Annotated in this window: 20 protein-coding genes; 13 read left to right on the top strand and 7 right to left on the bottom strand. The window is 65.0% G+C overall.

What is annotated here, in order from left to right; genetic code table 11:
- The first annotated feature begins 78 nt into the window (after positions 1–78).
- The 12 genes from VSX79_RS12675 to VSX79_RS12620 all read left to right on the top strand — a co-directional run bounded on the left by VSX79_RS12675 (position 79) and on the right by VSX79_RS12620 (position 14,511).
- Positions 79–516, top strand: a complete 438-nt coding sequence (locus VSX79_RS12675) for an Rrf2 family transcriptional regulator (RefSeq protein WP_179494920.1) — start codon at positions 79–81, stop codon at positions 514–516.
- Positions 517–861: 345 nt separating this feature from the next.
- On the top strand, positions 862–1,230 hold the full coding sequence (locus VSX79_RS12670; protein WP_179494922.1) for a BlaI/MecI/CopY family transcriptional regulator: 369 nt from the start codon (positions 862–864) through the stop codon (positions 1,228–1,230).
- The gene (locus VSX79_RS12665) at positions 1,227–2,903 is read left to right on the top strand and encodes a M56 family metallopeptidase (protein WP_326913525.1); all 1,677 of its coding nucleotides are present in this window, start codon (positions 1,227–1,229) and stop codon (positions 2,901–2,903) included. Before VSX79_RS12670 ends, VSX79_RS12665 begins: the two co-directional genes overlap by 4 nt.
- Positions 2,904–3,050: 147 nt before the next feature.
- Positions 3,051–3,971, top strand: coding sequence for an MBL fold metallo-hydrolase (locus VSX79_RS12660; protein ID WP_179494925.1), 921 nt, complete (start codon positions 3,051–3,053; stop codon positions 3,969–3,971).
- Positions 3,968–4,582: a DUF4230 domain-containing protein gene (locus VSX79_RS12655; RefSeq protein ID WP_326913524.1), complete on the top strand. Its 615-nt coding sequence runs from the start codon at positions 3,968–3,970 to the stop codon at positions 4,580–4,582. The genes VSX79_RS12660 and VSX79_RS12655 overlap by 4 nt, the downstream gene beginning before the upstream one ends.
- A gap of 66 nt (positions 4,583–4,648) precedes the next feature.
- On the top strand, positions 4,649–5,359 hold the full coding sequence (locus tag VSX79_RS12650) for an adenylate cyclase (protein WP_326913523.1): 711 nt from the start codon (positions 4,649–4,651) through the stop codon (positions 5,357–5,359).
- A 71-nt stretch (positions 5,360–5,430) separates the two neighbouring features.
- A complete protein-coding gene (gene nadA, locus VSX79_RS12645; protein WP_179494931.1) occupies positions 5,431–6,420 on the top strand; it encodes a quinolinate synthase NadA in 990 nt (329 codons plus the stop codon).
- Positions 6,421–7,395: 975 nt separating this feature from the next.
- A complete protein-coding gene (locus VSX79_RS12640; protein ID WP_039572182.1) occupies positions 7,396–7,659 on the top strand; it encodes a GlsB/YeaQ/YmgE family stress response membrane protein in 264 nt (87 codons plus the stop codon).
- A 111-nt stretch (positions 7,660–7,770) separates the two neighbouring features.
- Positions 7,771–8,040 (top strand): GlsB/YeaQ/YmgE family stress response membrane protein, encoded by a 270-nt coding sequence (locus VSX79_RS12635; RefSeq protein WP_179494935.1) that lies wholly within the window; start codon positions 7,771–7,773, stop codon positions 8,038–8,040.
- A 318-nt stretch (positions 8,041–8,358) separates the two neighbouring features.
- Complete coding sequence (locus VSX79_RS12630) at positions 8,359–9,525, top strand: efflux RND transporter periplasmic adaptor subunit (protein WP_326913522.1); 1,167 nt, start codon at positions 8,359–8,361, stop codon at positions 9,523–9,525.
- A gap of 41 nt (positions 9,526–9,566) precedes the next feature.
- On the top strand, positions 9,567–13,172 hold the full coding sequence (locus VSX79_RS12625) for an efflux RND transporter permease subunit (protein WP_326913521.1): 3,606 nt from the start codon (positions 9,567–9,569) through the stop codon (positions 13,170–13,172).
- 73 nt (positions 13,173–13,245) lie between these two features.
- Positions 13,246–14,511: a DUF445 domain-containing protein gene (locus VSX79_RS12620; protein WP_326913520.1), complete on the top strand. Its 1,266-nt coding sequence runs from the start codon at positions 13,246–13,248 to the stop codon at positions 14,509–14,511.
- On the opposite strand, the gene VSX79_RS12615 is transcribed toward VSX79_RS12620, so the two are convergent.
- Complete coding sequence (locus tag VSX79_RS12615; RefSeq protein ID WP_326913519.1) at positions 14,508–15,299, bottom strand: Rossmann-fold NAD(P)-binding domain-containing protein; 792 nt, start codon at positions 15,297–15,299, stop codon at positions 14,508–14,510. The genes VSX79_RS12620 and VSX79_RS12615 overlap by 4 nt on opposite strands.
- A gap of 46 nt (positions 15,300–15,345) precedes the next feature.
- Between VSX79_RS12615 and pepN the strand changes: the two genes are divergently transcribed.
- A complete protein-coding gene (gene pepN, locus VSX79_RS12610; RefSeq protein ID WP_326913518.1) occupies positions 15,346–17,946 on the top strand; it encodes an aminopeptidase N in 2,601 nt (866 codons plus the stop codon).
- Positions 17,947–17,955: 9 nt separating this feature from the next.
- Here the strand turns inward: pepN and VSX79_RS12605 are convergent, their stop codons facing one another.
- The 6 genes from VSX79_RS12605 to VSX79_RS12580 form a co-directional block, all read right to left on the bottom strand.
- Positions 17,956–18,276, bottom strand: a complete 321-nt coding sequence (locus VSX79_RS12605; protein WP_179494948.1) for a DMT family transporter — start codon at positions 18,274–18,276, stop codon at positions 17,956–17,958.
- A 130-nt stretch (positions 18,277–18,406) separates the two neighbouring features.
- Positions 18,407–19,267: an alpha/beta fold hydrolase gene (locus VSX79_RS12600; protein WP_257018047.1), complete on the bottom strand. Its 861-nt coding sequence runs from the start codon at positions 19,265–19,267 to the stop codon at positions 18,407–18,409.
- Positions 19,268–19,422: 155 nt separating this feature from the next.
- Positions 19,423–20,022 carry an ABC-type transport auxiliary lipoprotein family protein gene (locus VSX79_RS12595; protein WP_179494950.1) on the bottom strand — a complete coding sequence of 200 codons (600 nt, stop codon included), beginning with the start codon at positions 20,020–20,022 and terminating at the stop codon, positions 19,423–19,425.
- Positions 20,023–20,030: 8 nt separating this feature from the next.
- Complete coding sequence (locus VSX79_RS12590) at positions 20,031–20,972, bottom strand: MlaD family protein (protein WP_179494952.1); 942 nt, start codon at positions 20,970–20,972, stop codon at positions 20,031–20,033.
- 8 nt (positions 20,973–20,980) lie between these two features.
- Positions 20,981–21,835, bottom strand: a complete 855-nt coding sequence (locus tag VSX79_RS12585) for an ABC transporter ATP-binding protein (RefSeq protein ID WP_179494954.1) — start codon at positions 21,833–21,835, stop codon at positions 20,981–20,983.
- Entirely contained in the window at positions 21,835–22,941 is a 1,107-nt protein-coding gene (locus VSX79_RS12580; protein ID WP_179494956.1) for an ABC transporter permease, read from the bottom strand. Before VSX79_RS12580 ends, VSX79_RS12585 begins: the two co-directional genes overlap by 1 nt.
- Positions 22,942–22,998: the final 57 nt, after the last annotated feature.

Raw genomic sequence — 22,998 nt, 5'->3', positions numbered from 1 at the left:
ATGCGCATGTATTCACAAGATTTGAAACATGCAACAAAAATACATATTATACGGCCCGAGCCGATTGGAAGGATTGCGATGCGCCTCACGCGCTACACCGACTACGCGATGCGCGTGCTTCTTTATGTGGGGGCGCAGGACAAGGAGCGGCTGAGCCAGATCTCCGAGATTTCGCGTACCTACGGCATTTCGCAGAACCATCTGATGAAGGTCGTCAACGACTTGGTGAATGCGGGCTATCTCGAAAGCGTCCGCGGACGTTTCGGCGGTATCCGGCTGGCACGGCCCGCGGCCGAGATCAATGTCGGCGCGGTGGTGCGCCATACCGAGGAGGGCTTCGACCTCGTCGATTGCGGTAGTTGCATCATCGCGCCCGCATGCGGGCTGACGGGCGCGCTCGCCGAGGCATTGACGGCGTTCTTGAAGGTGCTCGACGGTTACAGCCTCGCCGACCTTTCCGCGCAGCGCGCGAATCTCGCTGCGCTTTTCGGCACGCCGGAAATTTCGGAAGGTTGAAAGCTTCCGGGGGGCGGGGCCTTTCGGCCACTCCGCCCCCCGTCTGCATCGGGGGCAAGTGGGGTTTTCCCGGGTGGGGGCAGGGGACATCAGGGACCAGACTGATGCCCCCCACCGCTCCATTGAGCGGAACACTCGGGAACATCTGATACTATACAATTGCCGTGCCAATTTACGGCCTTCGCGGATTCTGGCGGGAGGCGCTGGTTAGCGATTCCTTACCGGCGTCTCGGCGTGTAAAAAATCCCGACATATGCCCGGGCCCATGTTCGTTCAGCAAGCGTTCAGCCCATTGACTACATTTGTAGTCGCATCAGATCGATGGTGCCAATGGGAGGGGTCCGCATGGCAGAACGAGCAAGCGAGTCGGAAATGCAGGTGCTGGCGGCGCTGTGGGACAAAGCCCCGCAGACCGCCGCCGACCTGACCCGGCGCATCGGCGCCATCAACGGCTGGACGCAGGCGACGGTGAAAACCTTGCTCGCGCGGTTGGTCCAGAAGGGCGCCGTCACCGCCGAGGCCGATGGGCGCCGTTATCTTTACAGTCCCGCGATCGAACGCGCCGATGCCGTCGGCGAGGAATCGCAGCGTTTCGTCGATCGCCTGTTCGGCGGCCGCGTCGGCCCGCTGATCGCGCATCTCGCCGACCGCGAGGCGCTGACTGACACCGATATCGCCGAAATCGAGGCGCTCCTGAAGAAGCTCAAGTCATGAGCGCCGCTATGCTGATCGAGGCGTGGGGCGACACGCTGATCACCACGGCGGCTCTCGTCCTCCTGATCCTGATCGTCCGCAAACCCTTCGCGCGGCTGTTCGGTCCACGGCTGACCTATGCGTTGTGGGCGGTGCCCGCGCTGCGGCTGGTGCTGCCTCCCCTTCCTTTCGCCGATCCGGTGATCGTGACGCCCGCGCCTGCGGCTGGGGAAGCGGTGACGGTGCAGGTCGGGCTACCGGTCGCGGCGTCCGGCCCGGTTGCCGAACCGCTTTGGTCGCTTGCCGACCTGACGCCGGTCATCTTCTTCGCCTGGGCGGCGGGGATGGCCGCCGTGCTGGCGGCGGCGATGGTGTCGCACCGCCGCTTTCGGCGCGACGTGCTGCGCGGCGCGGTTCAACTCGAACCGATCGGGACCATCCGGCTGGTGATGTCCGATGCCGTCGATGGCCCGGTCGCCTTCGGCTTGTGGCATCGCCATGTCGCGGTACCGCACGATTTCTTTGCTCGCTATGTCGCCGACGAGCGGGCGCTGGCGATCGATCACGAACTGTCGCACCATCGCCACGGCGACCTGTGGGCGAATAGCGCGGCGCTCGTGCTGCTCGCCGCCCAATGGTTCAATCCGTTCGCCTGGCGTGCGATCCGCGCCTTTCGTTTCGACCAGGAGGCCGCTTGCGACGCGCGCGTCCTGAGGATGGTCGATCAGGCGGGGACTGATCGGGAGGGGCAGCGCGACCGGGCGGCGAGCTATGCGACCGCGATCGTCAAGGCGGCGGTCGGCCCGCGCCTGTCCCTTGCCGCGCCGATGGCGGTGCATGACAATCTGCAGGAGAGGTTGACGATGTTGACGAGGCAGGATGTTTCCAAAAAGCGCGGACTTGTCGGACGCCTGCTGGTCGGCGGCGCGACGCTGGCCGTGCTCGCAACCACCGCGACGCTCGTTCCCGCCGGGATCGTTGTGGCGAAGGCGCAGACCGCCGACGTGCCGGCACCGCCCGCTCCGCCCGAAGCGCCGCTGCCGCCCGTCGCGCCCGATGCGCCGGGCGTGATGGTCTTCACCGAGCATAGCGACGATGTCACGGCCGATGAGGGCGGCAAGAAGCGCGAAGTGCATCGCATCGTGATCCGCGAAGATGGCAAAAAGGCGCCTGCGACGGTGTCCGCGCGCATCGACGGCAAAGACGAGGCGCGCCGCATCGAAATCCGCACGCCCGGCAGCCTCTCGCGCGATGATGTCCTCGCGACGCTCAAGGAACAGGGCATTTCCGGCAAGCGCGCCGAGGCGATCGCCGACAGGCTGGAGGCGAAGCGCACCGAGCGCATCCGCACCGTCATGGCACCGATACCGCCGCTGCCCCCCTTGCCCCCGATGCCTCATGCCACGTGGACAACGGACGGCAAGGCCCGGTTCATCGGCAAGTGCGGTGACGGCAAGCAGGCGGCGCCGATCGTCAAACGCGAAGAGGCCGACGGCAACCGACGCAGCAGCGTCTATATGTTCTCGTGCAGCGATACGGCGGACAGTCGGGCGGCACGCCTCTCGGCGCTCAAGAAGGCGCGGGCGTCCTTCGCCGAAAGCAAATGGTCGCACAGCATGTCCGAAGACATACGCGCCAAGGTCGCTTCCGATATCGAAAAGGCGATCGCCGACATCGAGAAATCGGGCCACTGACCCCATCGACTTCGCCGCCGGTCTTTGCTCCCCGGTGGGGCCGGCGGCAGGGGCGGGAAAGGGAGGGACCCATGTCGCTCCCTTTTCACGTCCTCTTTTTGACGTGCATCCCTTTTCCTTCGCGGCGTGCGATGCCACATGAAGGGCATGAGCGAAGAAAAGCCCTGGCCCGACAGCATCCGCGCCGGCGAGTGCGAACAGCATGAGCCGCTGGTGCGCCGCGTGCTCGCGCCGAACCCGTCACCCTATACTTTCACCGGCACCCAGACATGGATCGTCGGCGCGGGCAGCGATGTCGCGGTGATCGATCCCGGCCCGACCGGATCGGGGCTCAGCATCGGCGATCCCGCCGACATCCATGGCGCGGGGCACGTCGATGCGATCCTGCGCGCCGTCGAGGGACAGCGCGTCGCTGCGATCCTTTGCACGCACACCCACCGCGATCACAGTCCCGCCGCGGCGCCGCTGAAGGAGGCGACCGGGGCGCCGATCATCGGTTGCGCGCCGCTGGCGCTCTCGGACGATGGTCCGCGCGCGGATTCGGCATTCGACGCTGATTATGCGCCCGATCGCATTCTAGCCGACGGTGAGCGCCTTTCGGGGGGCGGCTGGACGATCGAGGCGGTGGCGACGCCGGGGCATACGTCGAACCATCTCTGCTTTGCGCTCCTCGAGACAGGGGCGCTGTTCACCGGCGACCATGTCATGGCGTGGTCGACCAGCGTCGTCAGCCCCCCCGACGGCGACATGGCGGCCTATATGGCGAGCCTGTCGAAGCTCTATGACCGGGGCGACCGTGTCTATTACCCCGCGCATGGTCCCGCAGTGACCAGGCCGCGGCAGCTGGTGCGCGGGATGCTCGGCCACCGCAAGCAGCGCGAGCGGCAGATTTTGCGGGAACTCGAAAAGGGCACACGCGTCATCCCCGAGATGGTGAAACATATGTACAAGGGGCTCGACCCGCGGCTGACCGGTGCCGCCGGACGATCGGTCCTCGCGCATCTGATCGATCTCGAAAATCGCGGCCGCGTTGCGCGCGATGCCGAAAGCTGGAGGCTCGTGGCATGAGCAAGGGGCCATTTCGTGCCGCGCTCGTCGCAATACTGGCGCTCGCGCTGTTCTTCGGCTGGCGCGCGTGGCAGGACTGGCAGCGCGGCTATGATCCCGAAACCGTCGTCGCCGCGAGCCTGCAAGGACTCCAGGAGCAGAATATACTGGTGCCCTTCACCGCGCGCTATGTCGCGGTGGTGACATCGACACAGAGCCGGCTCGGGCTGAGCGCGAAGAAGACGCTGATCATGCCCGGCACGGTCCGCTACGAACTCGACCTCGGCAAGCTCAAGCAGTCGGACCTCGACTGGGACGCAGCGGCGAACGCGCTCACCGTCACCCTGCCGCCGTTGCGGCTCGCGGGGCCGGAGATCGATATCGATGCGATCAGCGAATATCGCGACGGCGAGATATTGCTGACGCTGACCGATGCCGAGCAGACGCTCGACGCCGCCAATCGCAAGCGCGCGCAGGAGGAGCTGATCAAGCAGGCCAAGGGCACGACACCGATGCGCCTTGCCCAGGGCGCCGCGCGCACGGCGATCGAGCAAAGCTTTGCCATGCCATTGAAAGCCGCAGGGATCGACGCAAAGGTGACCGCACGCTTTGCGGGCGCGCCGGCTGGGTAAAAACCGGGCTTTTCGCGCTTTTGCCGCTACGCTATCTTTCCGCCGGGTCGGGAAGGGGGAATGGGCATGGCTACAAGTGCAGGCGGCGGCGCTCGCGTTGAGCTTTTCTGGCACCGCATGGCGATCGGCCTCGCGGTCTTCATCGTTTTCGGGTTCCTCCAGTTTGCGCTGAGAGGCTTCGTCGATCCGGTCGCGGCGCCCTTTTGGGTGCATGCCCATGGTGTCGCGATGCTGGCATGGCTGGCGCTGCTGATCGCCCAGTCGGCCTTCGTCTCGCGCGATAATCTGGCGCGGCACCGCCAGCTCGGGCGTGTCGGCGGGCTGCTCGCTATCTTTATCACCGCCCTTGGCATCTTCACCGGTGTCGCTTCGCTGATCCTGGACCGTTTCCCGCCCTTTTTCACACCGGCTCATTTCCTCGCGCTGACGGTGACCGAATCGCTGGTGTTCGGCGCGATGGTTGCGTGGGCGATCCGGCGGCGGCGCGCGACCGACTGGCACCGGCGGCTGATGATCGGCGCGACGATCGTGATCCTTGAACCCGCGCTGGGCCGCATATTGCCAATGCCGCTGATGATCGGCTGGTTCGACATCCCGATCGGCCTGATCCAGCTTGCCGTCGTCGGCATTGTCGCGCTCTATGATCGGCGGACGCTCGGCCGCGTCCATTCGGCGACAAAGGCGGTCGCGGTGATTGTCATCGCGGTCCGTCTCACCATCTATATGCTGTCGATGACGCCGCCCGTCATCGCGCTCGCGGCGCGCCTCGCCGGCTGATGCGACGAATTGCCCTGCCGCGGGGCAGCGTGTAGGGGGGCGCCACGGCCAAGCCATATAAGGATAACGCCATGACTGCTCCCATCCGCGAGAATCTCTCGGGCCTCGACCTGCGCGCCGAAATCGACCGCCTCCGCAAGGAGCGCAACGCCGTCATCCTCGCGCATTATTACCAGAAGCCCGAGATTCAGGACTTGGCCGATTTCGTCGGCGATTCGCTCGAGTTGTCACGCAAGGCGGCGGAGACCGATGCCGAGGTGATCGCATTCTGCGGCGTGAAGTTCATGGCCGAGACGGCAAAGATTTTGTCGCCGGAAAAGACCGTGATCCTTCCCGACATGGACGCGGGGTGCAGCCTCGAGGACAGTTGTCCACCCGAACAGTTCAAGCGTTTCCGCGAGGCGCATCCGGACCATATCGCGCTGACCTACATCAACTGCTCGGCGGCGGTGAAGGCGCTGAGCGACATCATCGTCACCTCGTCGAGCGCCGAGACGATCATCAGCCAGATCCCCGAGAGCCAGAAGATCATCTTCGGTCCCGACCGCCACCTCGGCGGCTATCTCAATCGCAAGTTCGGGCGCGACATGCTGCTGTGGCCCGGCGTTTGCATCGTCCACGAGGCGTTCAGCGAAACCGAGCTGATCAAATTGAAGACCCAGCATCCGGGCGCCCCGGTCGCGGCGCACCCCGAATGCCCCCCGCACATCGTCGACCATGCCGACTATGTCGGCTCGACCAGCGGAATATTGCAGTTCGCGAAGAGCTTCCCCGGCGATACGCTGATCGTCGCGACCGAGCCGCACATCATCCACCAGATGGAGCTGGCGCTGCCCGAGAAGAACTTCATCGGTGCGCCCGGCGCCGACGGCAACTGCAACTGCAACATCTGCCCCTATATGGCGCTCAACACGATGGAGAAACTCTACATCGCGCTGCGCGACCTCCAGCCGCGGATCGAGATGGACGAGGAACTTCGCCTCGCCGCGCGCAAGAGTCTCGACCGGATGCTCGAAATGGCGTCGGGAACGGTGGGCAAGGGCGATCTGGGGCGCGCCTGAACTTCGCGAAAGCCGAATCGATTCGACTTTCGGTCGGGCGATTCGCGCGGCGGGATGGGTCGTGATCGAATCCGAAAATGCTGCAACGCTGTTACAAAAATGCTGCAACGAATCCGGTTGTTGCTAATGCCGGACTTATCCACAACCGGGGGCGGTTTCGAGCGGCTTTTCGCGCATTTTTTGTTGGCGCCCCGAACACTTCATGTCAGCTTCAAATCATCGGACGACAGAGACGTCGGACCACCGGGACATCAAGGGTAGTTGCAAGACTAGCCGGAAGAGAACGGACGGATTGACGAGGAAATCGACCGGTAGCCTGATCACGGAACGTAGCGATTCCCACGAGTTGATACGGACCCGATCGGGTACAGGAAATGCAGTCCATCGCTTGGACAGCGACCGCTTCGGCGGACGCAAGAAGAGATGATGAAGGGCTTTCCAGGTGCGGCCGGCCCCCGAAAGGGGGCCGACCAAACCGTCGCCGGATTGTTCCGGCGGGCGCCGCGACGCGTCGTTTTGCGGGCCGCTGATCGCGAGAGAAGCGGACCGGGATGAAGCGGGACGGAGTCAGCAGGACAAAACCGGATAGTGGGGGTTGGCAGCGATGTCGGCCCCCATTTCGCATGCCCGGCCGGCCCGGCGCCACGGGGCCCGGCATCGCCGTATTTGGAGTGCGCCCCGCGCCCTCCACGGCCCCGTCGACCCGTTGCCCCCGCATCAATTATTTTCGCGGCCGTGACTTTCGTCACACCAGCGTCAAATGCGGCTGCTTAGTGCCATAGCGCGACCCGGAGACGTTCCCGATCAGGAACCGATCCCCCTTTTCCCGGCCCGGTCCAGACGGGCCGGCCGGGAACCTTTCCATCCCCGACCGCATTGTCCCGATATCGCTGAAGCGATGTCCGGGCACGACCGGACGTTTCGATAATTGCCGGCCCTGGGCGCATGCCCGGCCGGTTCAGGGAAGGAAAAAACATGGGTTTGATCATCACATTGATCGTCGGCGGCATCATCGGCTGGCTGGCGAGCATCGTCATGCGCACCGACGCCCAGCAGGGCATCATCCTGAACGTCGTCGTCGGCATCGTCGGCGCGTTCCTCGGCAATTTTCTCGGCAGCTTTTTCGGTATGGGCGCCAGCCTCGACACCTTCAGCCCAATCGGACTGCTCTGGGCCTTCATCGGCGCGGTGGTGCTGCTCGGCATCATCAATCTGATACGGCGTGGCAGCGTCCGCTGACTGGCGTGGCGGCGCACCGCCGCCGCCATTCCGCTAGGCGATTTCAAATATTTGGGTTACCAATGACAGGCCTGCAGGGTCAGGCGCCAACACGATCGTAGGGGTGATCTTATGACTTGGATTATTGCAATCATCATGGGCGGCATCATCGGCTGGCTTGCCAGCATCGTGATGCGCACCGACGCCCAGCAGGGCATTTTCCTCAACATCATCGTCGGCTGCATCGGGTCGATCCTTGGCCGTTTCCTGTTCGGCAGCTTCCTCGGCGGCGGCCATCTGCGCGGCGACGCCTTCGATCCGATGACCTTGCTCACCGCCTTCCTCGGCGCCGTGATCCTGCTCGGGATCGTCAATCTCGTGCGCCGCGGCCGCGTGCGCTGACCGCCGAACGGCGATAGCCGGTCCCGACGGGACGGCCAAAGAAAAGGGCGGCCACCGCAAGGTGGGCCGCCCTTTTTCATGTCCGCAACCACTGGAAATCGCAGGATAAGGCGTCTATGGCGCGCGCTCCGGGGCGCAGGGGGAATGGCGAAGTTTCGCCTCTTGCCAGTGGTGATTTAATTAGGTAATACACCTCGCAGAGGATTGATCCTGTTGTGCGGGGTCGAAGGGGGCGGGCGCGTTTGCGCCTTCCGCATGATGCTGCCGCGCAAGGCAGGGAGGGTTTTCGGCGTGAACTACGAGCGGAAAGTGGATTCGATGGACAGCCTGGCGGGCACGCAAAGCTTTTATGAGGATGGCGATGACAGCCGGCGCAAGCGCACGCGACTGATCGTCGCGGTCGTGCTGATCGTCCTGGCGCTGGCGGCTGCCTATTATGCCTTCTCGAGCAACAAGGGCGGCGCCGACGCCGGCGGCGGGGAAGCCGCGGCGGTTCCGAACATCACCGTTGTCGTTCCCGGCCGCGTGTCGGTCGAGGCGGCGATCGCTGCCAACGGCACGATCGCGGCACGCCGCGAAATGCCGGTCGGGGTCGCCGGCGAAGGCGGACAGGTCGTCCGCGTGCTCGTCGAACCCGGGCAGTGGGTCGGCGCGGGGCAGACGCTCGCGGTCATCGATCGCTCGGTGCAGGCGCAGCAGGCGGCGAGCCTCGCGGCCTCGATCCGCGTCGCGCAGGCCGACGCCGATCTGGCGCAAGCCGAACTCGAACGCGCGCAGGCCCTTGTCGGCCGCGGCTTCATTTCAAAGGCCGACATGGATCGCAAGCGCGCGACGCGCGACGCCGCCAACGCTCGGGTTCGCGTCGCGCAGGCGCAATATGGCGAAGCGACCGCGCGCAACAACCGGCTCAACATCGTCGCGCCCGCAGCGGGGCTGGTGCTGACGCGGCAGGTCGAGCCCGGCCAGATCGTCGGCGCGGGCACGGGGGTGCTGTTCCGCATGGCGAAAGGCGGCGAGATGGAAATGCTGGCGCAGATGGCCGAGGCCGATCTCGCGCGGGTCAAGGTGGGCACGCGCGCGACCGTCACCCCGGTCGGCACCGACGCCGAGATCGCCGGGCAGGTGTGGCAGGTATCGCCGATCGTCGACATGGATACGCGCCAGGGCCTGGTTCGCATCGCGGTCCCTTATTCGTCGGTGCTGCGTCCGGGCGGCTTCGCCGACGCGCGGCTCGTGGCGGGCACGGCGGAAGTGCCGCTGCTCCCCGAAAGCGCGGTGCAGAGCGGTCCCGAAGGCAATTTCGTGCTGGTCGTCGGCAAGGGCAACAAAATCGAGCGCAAGCCGGTCAAGGTCGGCACGGTCAGCGATGCCGGCGTGTCGATCGCGTCGGGGCTCACCGGCAACGAACGGGTCGTGACCCTCGCCGGCGCGTTCCTCAACGTCGGCGACACGGTGAAGCCGGTGCTGCAGAAATCGTCGCAATAATCCGGTCAACGGCATCGCATTCGCACAAGGGCGCCTGAGTCATGAGTTTCCGCAACATTTCCGCTTGGTGCATTCGCAATCCGGTGCCGCCGATCGTCCTGTTCGTGCTGCTGTTGCTCGCGGGCCTCGTCAGCTTCAACCGGATGGACGTCAACGACAATCCGGACGTCGAATTCCCGCTGGTGCAGGTCGTCGTATCGCAACCCGGCGCGGCGCCGACCGAATTGGAAACGCAGGTCACGCAGCGCGTCGAGGCGGCGGTGCGCGGGGTCAGCGGCGTCGACGAACTATCCTCCTATGTCAGCGAGGGCAGCAGCCGGACGATGGTGCAGTTCGCGATCGGCACCCCGATCGACCGCGCATATAACGACGTGAATCAGGCGATTCAGCAGATCCGCGGCGACCTTCCCGACGGCATCCTCGAGCCGCAGGTCGTTCGCATCGATGCAGCAGGCGGCCCGATCACCTATTTTGCCGTCGAAGCGACCGACATGACGCTCGAACAGTTGTCCTGGTTCGTCGACAACACGGTCGCCAAGGACCTGCTTTCGATTCCCGGCATGGCGACGGTCGGCCGCTCCGGCGGCGTCGACCGCGAGATCCGCGTGATCCTCGATCCCGCGCGCATGCAAAGCTATGGCCTGACCGCGAGCCAGGTGAACCAGCAGCTGCGGCAGGTCAACGTCAACGCCGCTGGCGGACGCACCGAAATCGCCGGCTCTGAACAGGCGGTGCGCGTGCTCGGCAACGCCGGCAGCGCGTTCCAGCTGGGCGAGACGCGCATTTCGATCGGCGATGGCCGCACGATCCGCCTCGCCGATGTCGCCAAGGTCACCGACGGCTATGCCGAACAGCGCAACCTCGCGAAGATTGCGGGGCGTCAGGTGCTCAGCTTTTCGATCGAAAAGGCGAAGGGTGCTTCGGACGTCACGATCCACGACGAGACGATGAAGAAGCTGGAAGAGATCAAGAAGAACAACCCCAAGGTCGACTTCAAGATTCTCTTCACCCGCACCGAATATACCAAGGAACAATATCGCAGCTCGATGCTCGCGATGATCGAGGGCGCGGTGCTCGCCGTCGTCGTCGTCTTCCTGTTCCTGCGCGACTGGCGTGCGACGCTGATCAGCGCGCTCGCGATCCCGCTGTCGGCGATCCCGACCTTCTGGTTCATGGAGATGATGGGCTTTTCGCTGAACGGCCTGTCGCTGCTCGCATTGAGCCTTGTTGCCGGCGTGCTCGTCGACGATGCGATCGTCGAGATCGAGAATATCGTCCGGCACATGCGCATGGGCAAGACGGCCTATCAGGCATCGATCGACGCCGCTGACGAGATCGGGCTGGCGGTCGTCGCGACGACGATGTCGATCGTCGCGGTGTTCCTGCCCGTCGCGCTGATGCCCGGCGTGTCGGGGCAATTCTTCATCCAGTTCGGCATGACCGTCGTCTTCGCGGTGCTGATGAGCCTCGCCGTCGCGCGCATGATCACGCCGATGATCGCGGCCTATTTCCTGTCGGCGCAGGGCGAACAAGACCATGCCAACGGGCCGTGGATCGACCGTTATGAAAGGCTGCTCGCCTTCACGCTCGACAGTTCGAAGCAGCGGCTGGTGAAGGCGCGGTACGACGCGTTTGCCACGCGGCCGATCTTTTTCCTCGCGCCCCTTATTATTGCGGGCGTTGCCGTGATCGCCCTGACCTTCCAATATTTCCAGCCGGTGCCCGCGGGACAGGATGCGCCCAACCCGGCGCTGCACTTCCTGTTGATGACGCCGCTGTCGGCGATCATGGCGTTTCTCTTGACGAGCTTGGCTTTGATCCTGTTCGGCGCTCTTACGGCATGGATTTACCCAGCGGCCGTAGCAACGATCACTAAAATCCTGGCTTGGGTCGGCGGTGCTTTTGCGGCGCTCTGCGCCCTCCTTTGGCTCGTTGGGATGCTGACGCCCTTTTCTGCTGCTGTGACGACTTGGGTTGCAATCATGGCAGCTTTAATCGGCTTCGGTTTGCTCGCTTGGCTGTGTGGCAAGCTGTTCGGGATGCATGAATGGCCTTACGCGCTATGGAGCCAATATATCGTTCAGCGCGCCTATGCGCGCCTGTTCGACCATCGCGTATGGATCGTCGGGATCGGCATCTTCGCCTTTGCGTCGAGCATCGGGCTGTTCATGATCCTGCCGCAGCAATTTCAGCCTACGACCAACAGCGATTACAGCCAGATCCGCTATGAATTGCCGCCGGGATCGACGCTGGCGCAGAGCGAGACGATCGCCGATCAGATCAACGCGATCCTGCGCGACGATCCGGTGATCGAAAACGCCTTCTACGACGTCAATGTCGGCGGCGGGAATGCGTTCCTGACGCTGAAGAAGGACCGGCCCGTCACCAGCGTCGAATGGGAACGCGGCCTGCAGCCCAAGATGGCGGCGATCCCCGACGCGCGCGTGTCGTTCCAGAGCCAGTCGGGCGGCTTTTCGGGTCGTGACATCACCTTCATCATCGGCGGCGACGATCCGGTGGCGCTCGAACGCCATGCGCGCAAGATCGTCGACGAGATGAGCCGGCTCAAGGAACTGCGTGCGCCGCGGGTCGAAGGCGACATTCCGCGCCCCGAAATCATCGTCAATCCGCGCATGGACCTTGCCGCCGAACTCGGCGTGACGACCGCCGCGCTCAGCCAGACGATCCGCATCGCGACGATCGGCGACATCGACCAGAATGCCGCTAAATTCTCGCTCTCCGACCGCCAGATCCCGATCCGCGTGCTGCTGTCCGAAGATTCGCGCCGTGCGCTTGCGACGATCGAGAATCTGCCGGTGCCGACCTCGCGCGGGACGACGGTGCCGCTGAAATCGGTCGCGACGATCGGCTTTGGCGCGGGCCCGACCGAGCTTCGCCGCTATAACCAGACGCGGCGGATCGTGATCGGGGCGGATCTTGCGCCGGGGCTGGTGACGGGCGACGCGCAAAAGAAGATCGATGCGCTGCCCTCGATCAAGAATATGCCTCAGGGCATCCGCAAGGTCATTCAGGGTGATGCCAAATGGCAGGCGGAGATGATGACCAACTTCATGGTCGCGGTCGTGTCGGGGCTTCTGCTGGTCTTTGCGACGCTGGTGCTGCTCTATCGCCGTTTCCTGTCGCCGCTCGTCAATATGTCGTCCTTGCTGCTCGCGCCGCTCGGCGGGCTGCTCGGCCTGCTCATCACGGGCATGGAAGTGTCCATGCCCGTGTTCATCGGTTTGCTGATGCTGCTCGGTATCGTTGCGAAAAACTCGATCCTGCTTGTCGATTTCGCGATCGAGGAGATGGACAAGGGCATCGGCAAGACCGCTGCGCTGATGGATGCGGGCCGCAAGCGCGCGCAGCCCATCGTCATGACCACGGTCGCGATGGTCGCCGGCATGATCCCGACTGCCATCTCGCTGTCGGGTGACGGGGCATGGCGCGCGCCGATGGGCGTGGTCGTGATCGGCGGGCTGATCCTGTCGACGCTGCTGACGCTGCTGATCGTCCCGGCCGGTTTCAGCCTTGCCGACAGCATCGAAAAGCGTCTTGGCCGCTTCTTCTCGGCGAACCTGCTGACCTACCGCAAGGGCGACGACGGAAAGCCGCACGGCGAAGCCGTGCCCGATCCCGCCGAGTGAAAATTACCAGCGACCGGTGCGGCATCGCGTCGCGCCGGTTGCAACCTTTGGCGGCTTTCGCCATTTGGTTCGCATGACCGACAGCGTTTCCGCCCGGCCGATTGGCGTTTCCATACCGGCAAGAGGCTCGAACATTCGCGTCGTGGCGACCGGAATGCTCGTCGTCATGGCGATCGTCTTTGTCGGCGCCAAAACTTATCAGGATGTCCATCCCGCGATCGGTTTCGTCCGCGCCTTCGCCGAGGCGGCGATGGTCGGCGGGCTCGCCGACTGGTTCGCGGTCACGGCGCTGTTTCGCCATCCGATGGGGCTGCCCATCCCGCACACCGCAATCGTTCCGCGCAACAAGAACCGCATCGGCGACACGCTCGCGCGTTTCCTGCTCACGAATTTCCTGCTGCCGCGGCTGATCGCGCGCAAGATGCAAACGGTCGACGTCGCGGGCGCGGTCGGCAAGTTCCTGTCGGAACCGGGCGAGGGCGGCGGGCGGCTGCGGCTCGGCGCATCGCGGATCATCGCCGACGGTTTGGGCGCGCTCGACCAGCAGCGGCTGGGCGGCATGGTGAAGTCGGCGATCGCCGATCGCCTGCGCGAACTCGACGTCGCCCCCTTGCTCGGACAGGCCTTGCAGGCGGCGCTTGCCGAGGGGCGGCACCAGCCGCTGCTCGACGCGATGGTCAAATGGGGATCGAAGACGCTCGAACTCAACGAGCATCTGATCCACCAGATGGTGCACGACAATTCGAACGCGATCGTGCGTTTCACCGGGCTCGACGAAAGCATTTCCAACCGCATCGTCGCCGGACTGTCGAAGCTTTTGAGCGAAATGGCGGTCGACGAGACGCACCCGCTGCGTATCCGCGTCGAGGAAGGGCTCGCCAAGATGGCGCTCGACCTGCAGCATGACCCCGAAGTGAAGGCGAAGGTCGCGCGGGTTCGCGACGAACTGCTCGAAAACAAGGCGGTCAAGCGCTGGCTCGACGGCCTGTGGGAACAGGGCCGCACCGCGCTGCTCAAGGCCGCGCGCAACCCCGACACGATGCTCGCCGGCCGGATCGGCGAGCTGGTCACGCAGTTCGGCGCGATGCTGGGTGAGGATGCCGCGATCAAACGCACGCTGAATCGTTATGCGCGCCGCGCCGTCGTGGGGATCGTCGACAGCTATGGCGAGACTGCGCTCAAGCTGGTGTCCGACACGATCCGCGGCTGGGATGCGAATACGATCACCGACCGGCTGGAGAATGCCGTTGGCGATGACCTTCAATATATCCGTATCAACGGCACGCTGGTCGGCGGCTTGGTCGGCGTGCTGATTCACACGGTCGATGTGCTGATCTAGGCGCCTGCCGCCAGCCCCTCGCGAAAGCTGGGATAGCGCGGTGTCCAGCCGAGCAGGCGCTTTGCCTTGCCGTTCGCGACGCGGCGGTTCTCGGCGTAGAAGGCGCGCGCGGCAGGTGACAGGCCGGCTTCGTCCAGTGATCGCAGCGGTGGGAGCGGGGCACCAAGCATTGCGCAGCCCCATTCGACGAGGCGGTTCTGGTGGCAGGGCTCGTCGTCGGCGAGATTGTATACCCCTGCAGGCCCACGGAAGGACGCGATGACGCCGCCGGCGATATCGTCGATGTGGATGCGGCTGAAGACCTGGTCGGGCGATGCGATGCGATGCGCGCGACCTTCGGCGATGCGATCGAGAATCGAGCGGCCGGGGCCATAGATGCCGGGAAGACGAAAAACGCGAACGTCGCCGCGTAGTGCCCGCCATTCCGCATCGGCGGCATTGCGGTCGGGCCGACGGCCCTTGACCGGCGCGCTTTCGTCGACCCATGCACCTCCGGCATCGCCATAGACGCCGGTCGACGAAAGATAGCCGGTCCATGCGGCAGGCGCGATGGCGATGGCATCTCCATAGCGCGAGAGGACCGGATCGTCGCCTTCGGCGGGAGGCACGGACGACAGGATATGCGTCGATGTCCGCAGCGCGGCGAGCACCGCCGCCGCGTCGCCAAATGCGGTCGTGCCGCCGCGTCCGTCCCGCGTTGTCCCGATCACCTCCCAGCCGCGCGCGCGGAGGCGCCCAGCGAGGTGGCTCGCGGCATAGCCCATTCCGAAAATCAGCATCTGTGCCATCGCGCGCCTTATTGCGCGTCGGCGGCGCCATGCCTAGATCGAACAGATGACCGATGCTTCCTCCACGCCCGCCATTCCTGCCACGATCCACCGCGGCGACTATCGCCCGCCCGAATGGCAGGTTCCCGACATCATGCTCGATTTTGCGCTGGGGCTCGATGAAACGAGGGTGGCGTCGACGCTGTCCGTCGTGCGCCATGTCGATGCGCCGGCGCCGCTGGTGCTGCGCGGTGACGGGCTGACCGCTGCGGCGGTGCGCGTCGATGGCGAGGGATGGAATGATTGGCGGATGGATGGGCCCGATCTCGTGATCGATCTGGGCGACCGGCCCGAAGCGATGGTCGAAATCGAGACCGTCATCAACCCGGCCGCCAATACGCAGCTGATGGGGCTCTATGCCTCCAACGGCATGCTTTGCACCCAGTGCGAGGCGGAGGGCTTTCGCCGCATCACCTTCCACCCCGACCGGCCCGATGTGCTCAGCCGCTACAAGGTTCGCATGGAGGGCGACAAGGCGGCCTTCCCGATTCTGCTTTCGAACGGCAATTGCGTCGATCGGGGTGACGGGGAAGGCGGCACGCACTGGGCTTTGTGGGAAGATCCATGGCCGAAACCCTCCTACCTCTTCGCGCTCGTCGCGGGCGATCTTGTCGTCAACCGCGACAGCTTCAGGACCATGTCGGGGCGAAAAGTCGAACTCGGCATCTGGGTGCGCGCGGGCGACGAGGGGCGCACCGGGCACGCGATGGACGCACTCAGGAACAGCATGAAATGGGACGAGGAGGTCTATGGCCGCGAATATGACCTCGACCTGTTCAACATCGTCGCGGTCGGCGATTTCAACATGGGGGCGATGGAGAACAAGGGGCTGAACATCTTCAACACCCGTTACATCCTCGCCGATCCCGATACCGCGACCGACCTCGATTATGACGGCGTCGAAGGCGTTGTCGCGCACGAATATTTTCACAACTGGTCGGGCAACCGCGTTACCTGCCGCGACTGGTTCCAATTGAGCCTGAAAGAGGGCTTCACCGTCTTTCGCGACCAGAATTTCTCGGCCGACATGGGCTCGCTCGCGGTCAAGCGGATCGAGGATGTCCGCTTGCTTCGCGCCGCGCAATTTCCCGAGGATGCGGGGCCGCTCGCGCACCCGATCCGCCCCGATAGCTATCAGGAAATCTCGAACTTCTATACCGCCACTGTCTATAACAAGGGCGCCGAGATCATCCGGATGATGGCGACGATGGTGGGGCCGGAGCGGTTCCGAAAGGGCACCGACCTTTATTTCGAACGCCACGACGGCGAAGCGGCGACGTGCGAGGATTTTGTGCGCGCGATCGAGGATGGCGCGCAAGTCGATCTCGGTCAGTTTCGCCTGTGGTATGGGCAGGCGGGCACGCCGCGGATTGCCGCGCGGATCGACACCGATGCGGCGACCGGCGATTATATGCTCCATCTGGCGCAGGCTGTGCCGCCGACGCCGGGACAGCCCGATAAGGCACCGGTGCTGATCCCGCTGCGCATCAAGGCCTATGATCCGGACGGCGGCCAAGGCGAAGAGGGCGAGCAGCTCTTGCTGCTCGACCGCGCCGAAATGGCGGTGCCGCTCGGTCGGTATACCAGCCGGCCGATGCTTTCGATCAACCGCGGTTTTTCGGCGCCAGTGATCGTCGATTTCGCGCGCGAAGAAGGCGAACTTGCCTGGCTCGCCGCGAATGACGACGATCCGTTCGCCCGCTATGAGGCGTTGCAGCAGTTGATGCTTGACGCACTCGTCGCCGCGGTGTCGGGGAAGGGCGGCGGCCGCAACGCGGTGATCGACGCCGTGGCGCAGACACTGGCGGGCCGCACCGGCGATCCTGCTTTCGTTGCGGAGGCGGTGCTGCTTCCCAGCGAAGCCTTTATCGGCGATCAGATGGTGACGGTCGACCCCGATGCGATCCGCCGTGATCGACTGGCATTGCAAGCCGCGATCGGCGCCGCGCTGGAAGGGGAGTGGCGTGCGATCCTCTCCGGCGGTGCTCCGCCGGCGACGGACCTGTCGCCCGGGGCGAAGGGCGCGCGACGTCTGCGCGGCGTCGCGCTCGCTTATCTTGCGGCGGCAGGTTTTGATGATGCCGCCGCGCTGGCGTTTCGCGTCTTCTCCGATGCCGACGGGATGACCGAACGGCAGGCCGCGCTCGCGACGCTGGCGCATGGCGACAGCGAAGAGCGCGTGGCGGCGCTCGACATTTTCTATCAGCGCTATCGCGACAACCCGCTGGTGCTCGACAAATGGTTCCAGGTGCAGGCATGGTCGCTGCGTCCCGACACGGTCGACGCGGTGAAGGAGCTTGCGCTGCATCCCGACTTTACGTTGACCAATCCCAATCGCGTGCGTTCGCTCTATGGTGCGCTCACGGGCAATCAGGCGGCGTTCCACCGGGCCGACGGCGCGGGCTACCGGCTGATCGCCGACCTCGTCATCGCGCTCGATCCAAAGAATCCGCAAACCGCGGCGAAGATGATCCCGCCGCTCGGCCGCTGGAAGCGGTTCGACGAGGGCCGGCAGGCGCTGATGAAGGCCGAACTGGAGCGCGTCCTTGCGCAGTCCGGGCTATCGCGCGACGTAATGGAGCAGGCGTCGAAGAGCCTGCTCGGTTGAGCGTGTCCGTCAGGCGGGGGCGAAGAGCTTCGTCCCGGCGACGCCCACGACGATCAGCGCCATGAAGCCAAGTTGCACGGCGCTCACCTTCTCGCCGAACAGGATGATGCCGCCGATGATCACGCCGATGGCGCCGAGCCCGGTCCAGATCGCATAGGCCGTTCCCGCGGATATTTCGCGCATCGCGAAGGCGAGCAGCGCCATGTTCAGGAAACTGAGCGAAACCGGAACGAGCGACGCCTGCCACGACCCGGCCGTTGCGGCCCATTTCAGGCTGAGTGCCCAGACGATTTCGGTGAAGACGGCGATTGCGAGGATGAGCCACCCCATTTTTGATTTCCTTCGAATTTCCGGGCTCGAAGGAATGGGCGCAGCCGGAAACCCGAAAGAGGCTGCGCGCATCGACTTGGGAGTGTCGTGGCGGCGCTCCTAGGTCGATGTCGGCGCGATGGCAAGCGCCTCAGGCGCTCGCGAGAAAGGCGAGCAGATCGGCGTTCAGCCGCTCGACATGCGTCAGCGGCAGCCCGTGAGGCGCTTGGTCATAGAGGCTGAGCGTCGCCTGCGGAATCAGGGCCGCGGTCGCCCTGGCCGTCAGCGCCAAGGGCGCCGAGGCATCGCGGTCGCCGTGAATGATCAGCGCCGGAACGTCGATCCGCCGCACATCGGCTCGGAAATCGGTAGCGAAATTCGCCTGCGCCAGCTGCGCCGCCGCCAGCAGCGAGGTCGACATCATCATCGCCTGACCCCATGTCACCATCGCTGCCGAGGTCTCGGGCGTGAAGAAGGGCTTGGTGTTGGCGGCGATCCATGCCGGGAAATCGCGCGCGAGCAGGTCGGCCCCCGCGGCGAGCGTCACCGGATCGACGCCGCCGGGATTGTCGGCGCGCTTCATCAGGCAGGGCGTGATCGTGCCGACAAGCACCACGCGCGCGATACCTCGCCCGCCGTGCCGCGCGAAATAACGCGCGACCTCGGTGCCGCCCATCGAATGCGCGACGACGGTCACGCCGTCGAGCTCCAGTCCGTCGATGACCGCCGCCAGATCGTCGGCGAGCGTGTCATGGTCGTAGCCGCGGCCCGGATCGGCCGAGCGGCCGTGCCCGCGCCGGTCATAGGCGATCGCGCGATAGCCCTTCCGCGTGACGCCAAGCATCTGATAACCCCAGAAATCGGATGGCAGCGCCCAGCCCGACAGGAACAGGACGGGCCGACCTGCGCCCCAGTCGCGGACGAACAGCGACGTCCCGTCCCTGGCGGCGACGAAACTCTCGGCCGGTCGCCTCGCCTGCGGGGCTGCGGCGAGAGCGCGGGCGGGCGGCAAAAATGCTCCTGCCGCGAAAAGGCCTGCCAATGACATGATTTCGCGCCTGTGCATTCATCCTCCTGTCGATGCGATGGGGGGACGATAGGGCGACGAATAGGGCTAAGCGATTACCTCAGGGGTAATCGAAATGGATATGGCTCGCGGAACGATTCCTATTCGGCGAGCCATCCCGCGACGTCCACGGCGACCTTGTTCGCGGCGCGGGTCAGCGCCTCGCCGACGGGTCTGGCTTCCACCTTGCCGCCGATCGGCTCGCGCACCTCGAAGCGGCGCTGCGTGACCGTCTTGCCACCCGCCGCCACGAGCATCGCTTGGTAGGCGACGACGGCTTCGTTCGATCGTGCATCGACGCCGAATTCCATGAGTTGCCCGGCGAGCTGCTCGCCCGGCGCGGTCAGATATTGCCCCTCGTCGAGCACGACGCGCGACGTGCGCGCGGCGACGGTCTCGGACACCAGCCGCTGGAACAGGCGCGATGGCGCCTCGACCCATTGCGCGTCCTTCACGTAGGCCACGCTCGTGTCGTCCTGCTGCACGGGGATGCGCGTCGTGCGCAACTTTTGCGGGGCGGTCGGAATCAGGATCGTCAGCGTCGATGCTTCGGCGGCCGTGCGCGCCGTTCCCACAGCGGGCGCCGCGTCGGGGTCGAGCGTCAGCAGGAAGGGTGGCGGCTTACCGCCGAGGCTGAAGCAGGCCGAAAGCGTTGCCGCGCCGAGCATGGCGAGCAGCGGAGTGCGGAGGCGACGAATCATGGCGGTCTTCATTCCTTGTAATCGGGGAGCTTGCTGCCGCTGATCACCGCGCCGGCGCCCTGCTGGTCGAGCTTGTCGGTCAGGCTCGACAGCGAGGTGGACGTGCGGCGGAGGTCGCGGATCAACGCATTGGCTTCGGGGATCGTCGTTTCGCTGAAGGTCTTGAGACCAGGCCGCGCATCGCCGATCGCGCCCTCAAGGGTCTTCATGGACTCGTTCGCGGAGGCGAGCGTGTCACGCAAATTGCGCATCGCGGGATCGACATTTCGGTCGATCGTTCCTTGCGTCGCCGCTGCGAGACTGCCGATCTGCTCGGCGGCCTGCCCGGCCTGCTGGATCGCGATCCGCGTGTCGGCAAGCGCGCGTTCGAGCGCCGGGCCGTTGCGCGCCAGCGTCGCGGTCGTCGCTTCGACATTATTCAGGATATTTGCGAAGCTTTCCTGATTCTTGTCGTCCGCCAGCTCGGCGAGACGCTCGCTGAGCGTCGAGAGGCGCTGAAGCAACTGCGGTGCCGTGTTGAGCAGTTCGCCGAGCCCACCGACGCGCGTCGGGATCACCGGCTTGCCCGCGGGGCCCTTGTCGGTGATGGGCGGCGCGCCCTTGACCGCGCCGTCGAGAGATATCTGCGACACGCCGGTGAAGCCGACGCCCTCGAGCGCGGCAGTCGTGCCTTGCAGCACCGGGACGCCTTCGTTCACCTCGATCCGCACGCGCACGAACTGCGGATCGTCGGGCCACAAGGCGATCTCGCGCACCTGTCCCGACGGCACGCCGGAAAATTGTACCTGTGCGCCCTTGTTCAGCCCGTCGACCGACTGTTTGAAAAATATGTCATATTCGCGCTTAGCGCCGCCGCTGTCGTTGGCAAGCCACACGACAAAGACCGCTAGCGCCGCCGTGAAAAAGAGGACAAAGGCGCCGACGAGGACATTGTTCGAGCGTGTTTCCATAGCTGTTCCTATTGCGCTCGCGCGGTTTGGTTCCCGCCCGCGGCCGCGCGGCCGCGGGGCCCATTGAAATAATCCTGTATCCACGGATGCTCGGTGGCAAGCAGTTCGGGGATGGTGCCGACCGCGATCACCTTCTTTTCCGCGAGCACCGCGACGCGGTCGCAGGTCGCATAAAGCGTGTCGAGATCGTGGGTGATAAGGAAGACGGTGAGACCCATCGTGTCGGCCAGTTCGCGAATGAGCTCGTCGAACTTCGCGGCGCCGATCGGATCAAGGCCCGCTGTGGGCTCGTCGAGAAAGAGCAGCGCCGGATCGAGCGCGAGCGCGCGGGCGAGGCCGGCGCGCTTCACCATCCCGCCCGAAAGCTCGGCGGGATATTTGGGCCCTGCATCGGGTGGCAACCCTACCATCTCGACCTTGTAGGCGGCAATCTCGTCGAGCAGCCGCTTGTCGAGCCGCGGATAATATTCGCGCAGCGGCACCTGGATATTCTCGGCGACGCTCAGCGTCGAAAAAAGCGCGCCGCCCTGGAACATCACGCCCCAACGCCGGCGCAGGTCGCGCGATTCCTCTTCATCGGCGATCGTGTCGAGCGTCTTGCCATAGACTTCGATTTCGCCGGCCGCCGGCGTTTGCAGCCCAATGATCGAACGCATCAACACCGACTTGCCCGTTCCTGAACCGCCGACGACGCCGAGGATCTCTCCCGACCGCACGTCGAGGTCGAGCCCGTCGTGGATCACCGCATCGCCGAACTGGTTCTTGAGGCCGCGGATACAGATGGCGCGCTCGAATTTTTCGGGCCGCACCGCGTCGGCGGCGGCGAGTTCCTCACGGATTTCGATGTCGGTCTCTTCGGCCATCAATTCCACCCGAGCGTCGAAAAGAAGACCGCGAAAAGGGCGTCGAGAACGATGACGAGAAAAATCGCGGCGACCACCGCCGAGGTCGTGCGCTGGCCGACTTCCTCGGCGTTCTGGCGCACCTGCATGCCCTCATAGCAGCCAGTCACACCGATCAGGATGCCGAACACCGGCGCCTTGATCAGCATGATCCAGAAATCGGTCATCGGAATGATTTCGCGCAGACGCTGGATATAGGTGAGCGGCGGGATGTCGAGCCCGATCCAGACAAAGGCGCCGCCCCCGGCGATCGCGCACAGGCTGGCATAAAAGCCAAGCAACGGCATGGTGATTGTCGAGGCGGCAACGCGCGGCAGCACGATCGCCTCCATCGGCGACACGCCGATCGTGCGCATCGCATCGACCTCTTCGGTCAGCTTCATCGTGCCGATCTGCGCCGCGAAGGCCGATCCCGAGCGGCCCGCGACCATGATGGCGGTCATCAGCAGCCCGAGTTCGCGGATCGAGGCGCGGCCGACGAGATTGATCGTGAAAACCTCGAGCCCGAATTGTTCGAGCTGCACCGCGCCCTGCTGTGCGATGACGATTCCGATCAGGAAGCTCATCAGCCCGATGATGGGGAGGGCGTCAACGCCGACGGTCTGAAAACGGGTCACGATGGCGTTCCAGCGCAGGCGCCGGCGCGCGCGAATTTGATTGCCGATCGCGACGATCATCGCGCCGAAAAAACCGACGATGCCGAGCAGTTCGTTCCAGATCGCGACGCTCGCGGTACCGACCTGTTCGAGCATCCGCATCCAGGCGGGGCGGCGGTCGCGGTGGATGCGATATTCGCTCTTGTCGCTGGCGAGCGCTTCGAGCAGGCGCTCGGCCTCGGCGCTCGCGCCGACGACTTTCGAGCCATGTTCCTTGGCGGCGCGGGTCACGATCCATGCGCCGACCGTGTCGATCCGGTCGATCGCCGACAGGTCGATCGTCGCGATCGGGCCGAGTGCGTCGAGCCGCGCGGGCACGTCGCCCAGACGGGCGAGCGTCAGCCGGCCTGTGAAGCGGACTTCGGCGCCATTCGCTCCGTCGCTATGTTCGAAATCCGCCCTGGCCACCATCGTGCGGGCGACATTGTCTTATTTGCCCGACCACGGCAAGCGAATCCATGGTGCAGC

This window comes from Sphingopyxis chilensis (assembly GCF_035930445.1).
GTDB classification, from domain to species: Bacteria; Pseudomonadota; Alphaproteobacteria; order Sphingomonadales; family Sphingomonadaceae; genus Sphingopyxis; species Sphingopyxis chilensis.
Note: the sequence above shows the minus strand (reverse complement) of the source record. Positions and strands in the feature narration are given on the sequence as shown.

What these genes read in the sequence shown, in the direction of transcription:
- VSX79_RS12675 (WP_179494920.1), top strand. Translation starts at nt 79, where the DNA reads ATGCGCCTCACGCGCTACACCGACTACGCGATGCGCGTGCTTCTTTAT.
- VSX79_RS12670 (WP_179494922.1), top strand. Translation starts at nt 862, where the DNA reads ATGGCAGAACGAGCAAGCGAGTCGGAAATGCAGGTGCTGGCGGCGCTG.
- VSX79_RS12665 (WP_326913525.1), top strand. Translation starts at nt 1,227, where the DNA reads ATGAGCGCCGCTATGCTGATCGAGGCGTGGGGCGACACGCTGATCACC.
- VSX79_RS12660 (WP_179494925.1), top strand. Translation starts at nt 3,051, where the DNA reads ATGAGCGAAGAAAAGCCCTGGCCCGACAGCATCCGCGCCGGCGAGTGC.
- VSX79_RS12655 (WP_326913524.1), top strand. Translation starts at nt 3,968, where the DNA reads ATGAGCAAGGGGCCATTTCGTGCCGCGCTCGTCGCAATACTGGCGCTC.
- VSX79_RS12650 (WP_326913523.1), top strand. Translation starts at nt 4,649, where the DNA reads ATGGCTACAAGTGCAGGCGGCGGCGCTCGCGTTGAGCTTTTCTGGCAC.
- nadA (WP_179494931.1), top strand. Translation starts at nt 5,431, where the DNA reads ATGACTGCTCCCATCCGCGAGAATCTCTCGGGCCTCGACCTGCGCGCC.
- VSX79_RS12640 (WP_039572182.1), top strand. Translation starts at nt 7,396, where the DNA reads ATGGGTTTGATCATCACATTGATCGTCGGCGGCATCATCGGCTGGCTG.
- VSX79_RS12635 (WP_179494935.1), top strand. Translation starts at nt 7,771, where the DNA reads ATGACTTGGATTATTGCAATCATCATGGGCGGCATCATCGGCTGGCTT.
- VSX79_RS12630 (WP_326913522.1), top strand. Translation starts at nt 8,359, where the DNA reads ATGGACAGCCTGGCGGGCACGCAAAGCTTTTATGAGGATGGCGATGAC.
- VSX79_RS12625 (WP_326913521.1), top strand. Translation starts at nt 9,567, where the DNA reads ATGAGTTTCCGCAACATTTCCGCTTGGTGCATTCGCAATCCGGTGCCG.
- VSX79_RS12620 (WP_326913520.1), top strand. Translation starts at nt 13,246, where the DNA reads ATGACCGACAGCGTTTCCGCCCGGCCGATTGGCGTTTCCATACCGGCA.
- VSX79_RS12615 (WP_326913519.1), bottom strand. Translation starts at nt 15,299, where the DNA reads ATGGCACAGATGCTGATTTTCGGAATGGGCTATGCCGCGAGCCACCTC.
- pepN (WP_326913518.1), top strand. Translation starts at nt 15,346, where the DNA reads ATGACCGATGCTTCCTCCACGCCCGCCATTCCTGCCACGATCCACCGC.
- VSX79_RS12605 (WP_179494948.1), bottom strand. Translation starts at nt 18,276, where the DNA reads ATGGGGTGGCTCATCCTCGCAATCGCCGTCTTCACCGAAATCGTCTGG.
- VSX79_RS12595 (WP_179494950.1), bottom strand. Translation starts at nt 20,022, where the DNA reads ATGATTCGTCGCCTCCGCACTCCGCTGCTCGCCATGCTCGGCGCGGCA.
- VSX79_RS12590 (WP_179494952.1), bottom strand. Translation starts at nt 20,972, where the DNA reads ATGGAAACACGCTCGAACAATGTCCTCGTCGGCGCCTTTGTCCTCTTT.
- VSX79_RS12585 (WP_179494954.1), bottom strand. Translation starts at nt 21,835, where the DNA reads ATGGCCGAAGAGACCGACATCGAAATCCGTGAGGAACTCGCCGCCGCC.
- VSX79_RS12580 (WP_179494956.1), bottom strand. Translation starts at nt 22,941, where the DNA reads ATGGTGGCCAGGGCGGATTTCGAACATAGCGACGGAGCGAATGGCGCC.